We start from the raw sequence: 5,059 nt of genomic DNA, 5'->3' as shown, positions 1-5,059 counted from the left end.
GTGTCCGGCTCGACGCACGTGCGCCTCCGCGACGGGACGTCGCTGCTCGTGCGACCGATCGCGACCAGCGACAGCGACGATCTCGCGGAGGCGTTCCGTGCCTGGAGCCCCGACTCCCGCTACCGCCGGTTCTTCGCCGGGATATCCGAGCTGACCTCGAGCAGCCTGCGCTACCTGACCGACGTCGACCACCACGACCACGAGGCGCTGGTCGCCTTCGACGAGGAGACCGGGAGGGGCGTGGGCGTCGTGCGGTTCATCCGCGACCGCGAGGACCCGACGCGGGCCGAGATGGCGGTCTCGGTGGCCGACGACTGGCAGGGGCGGGGCGTGGGGACCACCCTGCTGTCGCTGCTCGCCGACCGGGCCCGGGAGGAGGACATCAGCTGCTTCACGGCCTCCGTGCTGGCCGCGAACACGCCGATGCTCGACGTCCTGTCCGAGCTCGGCGAGCCGCACGTCGTCCGTCGCGACGCGGGCGTCGTGGAGCTCGAGGTGCCCCTGCCCGAGGAGGGCATCGGGCGGCAGCTGCCGGCGCTCCTGCGAACCGCGGCAACCGACGCACTCGAGCACTGAGGCGCCCCGCGTCCGCCTGCCGTGCGGCCGCGAGCCCCCCGGCGCCGCGCGGCTCCGGGCCGCCGCGTCTGGCAGAGTCCGGGCGATGCCGCAGCCCACGACGACCCCCGTGACCCCTGCCGATCTGGCCCCGACCGCCTTCCTCGACGCGGACCATCCCGACGTCCTCGCGTTCGCGCGCGACGCGGTCGGCGACGCGACCGACGACGTGACGAAGGCGCGCCGGCTCTTCGCCGCCGTCCGGGACGGCATCCGCTACGACCCGTTCAGCCTGTCCACCGATCCGGCCAGCTACCGGGCGAGCGCGGTCCTGGCGGCCGGGTCGGCGTACTGCGTCCCCAAGTCCGTCCTGCTGAGCGCGGCGGCCCGCGCCGTCGGCGTGCCGGCCCGGCTCGGACTCGCGGACGTGAGGAACCACCTGCAGTCCCCCCGACTCGCCGAGCGGATGGGCACCGACCTGTTCGTCTACCACGGGTACAGCACCCTGTTCGTCGGGGGCGCCTGGCGCAAGGCGAGCTCCGCGTTCAACGCCGAGCTGTGCGCGCGGTTCGGTGTCGAACCCCTGGACTTCGACGGCACCTCCGACGCGCTGCTGCACGCGTTCAGCGGGGACGGCTCCCGGTACATGGAGTACCTGCACGATCACGGCGACCGACAGGACCTCCCGCTGGAGGAGATCCTCGACGCCTACCGGCGTGCCTACCCGGTGCTCATCGACGGGTGAGCGCCAGCACGGCGGACGCCGCGACCGCCAGGACCGCGATCGTGATCGCCATCGGCAGTGCGGTGCCCTCCCCGGCGACGCCCACCAGCGGGGCCGTCGCGGCGCCGATCGCGAACTGCGAGGTCCCCAGCAGCCCGGAGGCGCTCCCGGCGTCGTCCGGGTGCTCGGCCAGCGCGAGCGCGGTGGCGTTGGGGAGGACGATCCCCACGCAGCCGACGACGACGAACAGACAGGCGACCACCGCGACGAGCCCGGCGACATCGGCGCTCACGACGGCCACCAGCAGGATCCCGCCCGTCGCCTGAACACGGAGGCCCACCCGCATCAGCGTCTGAGGTGCGTGCCGGACGACCAGCACCGAGTTCGCGCGACCGGCGGCGACGATCCCGATCGCGTTCAGCGCGAAGAGCAGGCTGAACCCGGTCGGGCTCACGCCGTAGACGTCTTGGAAGACGAACGAGGATCCGGCGATGTAGGCGAACATGGCGGCGAAGGAGAGGCCGCAGGCGGCCGCGTGGGCGACGAACCGCCGGTCGCGCGCCAGTCGCACCATCGCGCCGCGTGTGTCGGCGAGACCGCCCGTGCGCCGCCGGTGGACCGGGAGCGTCTCGGGCAGGATCGCGAGGCTGGCGACCAGCAGGGCGACGCCCACCGCGCCGAGGACCACGAACACGCCACGCCAGTCGGTGAGCGCCAGGAGCTGCGCACCGAGGATCGGGGCGAGGATCGGGGTGACGCCGTTGACCATCACCAGCAGGGAGAAGACGTGCGCGGCCTGAGCGCCGTCGTACCGGTCGCGGACCATGGCGCGCGCGACCACGATCCCGGCGGCGCCCGCGAACCCCTGAGCCACCCGCAGCAGCGCCAGGGTCGCGGCTGAAGGTGCCGCGGCGCAGGCCAGGGACGCCAGGACGAAGACGGCGAGCCCGACGAGGATCGTGGGGCGGCGTCCTCGGGCGTCGCTGATCGGGCCCGCGACGAGTTGTCCGATCGCGAGCCCCGCGAGGCAGCCGGTCAGCGTCAGGCCGACCGTCGACGCGGAGGCGTCGAGGTCGTCGCGAAGCTCGGGAAGCCCGGGGAGGTACGTGTCGATGCACAGCGGCCCGAACGCGGTGAGCGCTCCGAGCAGCAGGAGCAGACGGAGAGGTGGGGCCGGCCGGACGGTCGGCTCGCCGGCCATGACCACGTTCACGGCGCAGACCCTAATGGCGGGATGGCGCGGAGAACCGCAACGCGATCCGTACTAAGTCCCCTATGCCGGAAATCGGTGACTTCATAGGTTCGCGAGGCATGTCGCACCTGACCCACCACGGGGGCTCACGATGACGTCGGGATCGATGCTCCTCAAGACCCGGCAGTTCTTCCGCGAGCGGGAGCGCAGCACGGACGGGCGCAACGAGCTCTCGGCCGGATCGCGCGACTGGGAGGAGGCGTACCGGCGCCGCTGGCAGCACGATCGCGTCGTGCGCTCGACGCACGGGGTGAACTGCACCGGGTCGTGCTCCTGGAAGATCCACGTCAAGGACGGGCTCGTCACCTGGGAGACGCAGCAGACGGACTACCCCTCCAACGGTCCCGACGTTCCCGACTACGAGCCCCGTGGCTGTCCCCGGGGCGCCTCCTTCTCCTGGTACGTCTACTCGCCGGTGCGGCCGAAGTACCCGTACGTGCGGGGCGTGCTGCTCGCCCTCTACCGGGAGGCCCGGGCGCGGCTCGGCGACCCGGTCGCCGCGTGGGCGGAGATCGTCTCGGACCCGGACAAGGCGCAGGCGTACAAGTCGGCCCGGGGGAAGGGCGGCTTCGTCCGGGCGGGCTGGGACGAGGCATCCGAGATGATCGCCGCCGCCCACGTCCACACGGTCGGCGAGTACGGACCCGACCGCGTCGCGGGCTTCTCGCCGATCCCGGCCATGTCGATGGTGTCCTACACGGCGGGCACGCGGTTCCTCAGCCTCATCGGCGGCGTCTGCCTGAGCTTCTACGACTGGTACGCCGACCTCCCGCCGGCCTCGCCACAGGTCTGGGGCGATCAGACCGACGTGCCGGAGTCCGCCGACTGGTGGAACGCCGGCTACCTGATGCTGTGGGGTTCGAACGTCCCGCAGACGCGCACCCCGGACGCCCACTTCATGACCGAGGCGCGCTACCGCGGTCAGAAGGTCGTGGTCGTCTCACCGGACTTCGCGGGGCACACGAAGTTCGCCGATCACTGGCTGCCGGCCGCGGCGGGCACCGACGGCGCGCTCGCGATGGCGATGGGGCACGTGATCCTCAACGAGTGCCACGTGCAGCGCACGGTCCCGTACTTCGACGGGTACGTCCGCAGGTTCACGGACCTGCCCTTCCTCGTGACGCTCCGCGAGCACCGTGACGGCGTGCACGCCGGGGACCGCTTCCTGCGCGCGTCCGATCTCGGCGATGGGGGAGAGAACGCCGAGTGGAAGACCGTCGTGGTCGACGAGGCCAGCGGTGAGCCCGTCGTCCCGCCCGGTTCCATCGGGTACCGCTGGGGGGACGAGGGCAAGGGCGAGTGGAACCTCGATCTCGGCGACACGAAGCCCGCCCTGTCGCTGCTCGGAAGCCACGACGAGCTCGTCACCGTCGCGATGCCCCACTTCGACGGTGGGCCGACCGAGGGCGGCACCGAGGTGCTGCGCGGCGTGCCGGCCCGCCGGATCGGCGGCCATCTCGTCACCACCGTGTTCGACCTGCTACTCGCCCAGTACGCGGTCGGACGTGAGGGCCTGCCTGGCGAGTGGCCGACCGGCTACGACGACCCGACCCAGCCGGGCACCCCGGCCTGGCAGCAGGAGCACACCGGGGTCGACGCTGGTCGCGTGGTCCGTATCGCCCGCGAGTTCGCGCGCAACGCCGAGCAGACCGAAGGCCGGTCGATGATCGTGCTCGGGGCCGGCGTCAACCACTGGTACCACGCCGACGAGACCTACCGGGCGATCCTCTCCCTGGTGCTGCTGTGCGGCTGCCAGGGCGTGAACGGCGGCGGCTGGGCGCACTACGTCGGGCAGGAGAAGGTCCGCCCGATGTCGGGCTGGGCGACCGTCGCGTTCGCGCTGGACTGGGCGCGCCCGCCGCGCCAGCAGCCCGCGACGCCGTTCTGGTACCTGCTGAGCGACCAGTGGCGCTACGAGGCGCTGGACGCGAGCGACTTCACGTCCCCGACCGGCCCGGGGCGCATCGGCGCGATGCACACGGCCGACGCGCACGCGCTCGCGGCACGACTCGGCTGGCTGCCGAGCTATCCGACGTTCGACCGCAACCCCTTGGACGTCGCCGACGAGGCGTCCGCGGCCGGCGTCCCGGTCGCCGACCACGTCGTCGCCGAGTTGCAGGCCGGACGGTTGGGGTTCGCCTGCCAGGACCCCGATGCGCCGCAGAACCACGCCCGGGTCCTGACGTTGTGGCGGGCCAACCTGCTCGGGTCCTCGTCCAAGGGGCACGAGTACTTCCTGCGTCACGTCCTGGGCGTGCCGGACGCCGCGGTCCGGTCGACCGAGGCCGATGAGGACCAGCGCCCGAAGGACGTCGTCTGGCGCGAGGACGCGCCCACCGGCAAGCTCGACCTGTTCACCACGATCGACTTCCGGATGAACGGGTCGTGCCTGTACTCCGACGTCGTGCTGCCGGCCGCGACCTGGTACGAGAAGCACGACGTCTCGAGCACGGACCTCCACCCGTTCGTCCATCCGTTCAACGCCGCGATCCCGCCTCCGTGGGAGGCCAAGAGCGACTGGGACGCCT

General features: G+C 72.3%; 4 protein-coding genes. 3 read left to right on the top strand and 1 reads right to left on the bottom strand.

Annotated elements, in window-relative coordinates:
- Together ABYE80_RS16955 and ABYE80_RS16950 are read left to right on the top strand one after the other, a co-directional pair.
- On the top strand, positions 1-576 hold a 576-nt coding region (locus ABYE80_RS16955), incomplete at its 5' end, for a GNAT family N-acetyltransferase (RefSeq protein ID WP_372791487.1).
- 85 nt (positions 577-661) lie between these two features.
- Entirely contained in the window at positions 662-1,300 is a 639-nt protein-coding gene (locus tag ABYE80_RS16950) for a transglutaminase family protein (protein WP_372791486.1), read from the top strand.
- Here the strand turns inward: ABYE80_RS16950 and ABYE80_RS16945 are convergent.
- Positions 1,287-2,492 carry a multidrug effflux MFS transporter gene (locus ABYE80_RS16945; protein ID WP_372791485.1) on the bottom strand — a complete coding sequence of 402 codons (1,206 nt, stop codon included), beginning with the start codon at positions 2,490-2,492 and terminating at the stop codon, positions 1,287-1,289. The two genes, ABYE80_RS16950 and ABYE80_RS16945, sit on opposite strands and share 14 nt — an antisense overlap.
- Before the next feature lie 130 nt (positions 2,493-2,622).
- On the opposite strand from ABYE80_RS16945, the gene ABYE80_RS16940 reads away from it, so the two are divergent.
- A partial coding sequence (locus tag ABYE80_RS16940) for a nitrate reductase subunit alpha (RefSeq protein ID WP_372791484.1) occupies positions 2,623-5,059 on the top strand: 2,437 nt, incomplete at its 3' end.

Source organism: Paraconexibacter sp., assembly GCF_041602235.1.
In the GTDB taxonomy this organism is placed as follows: Bacteria; Actinomycetota; Thermoleophilia; order Solirubrobacterales; family Solirubrobacteraceae; genus Paraconexibacter.
This window is presented reverse-complemented; position numbering and strand designations above follow the sequence as displayed.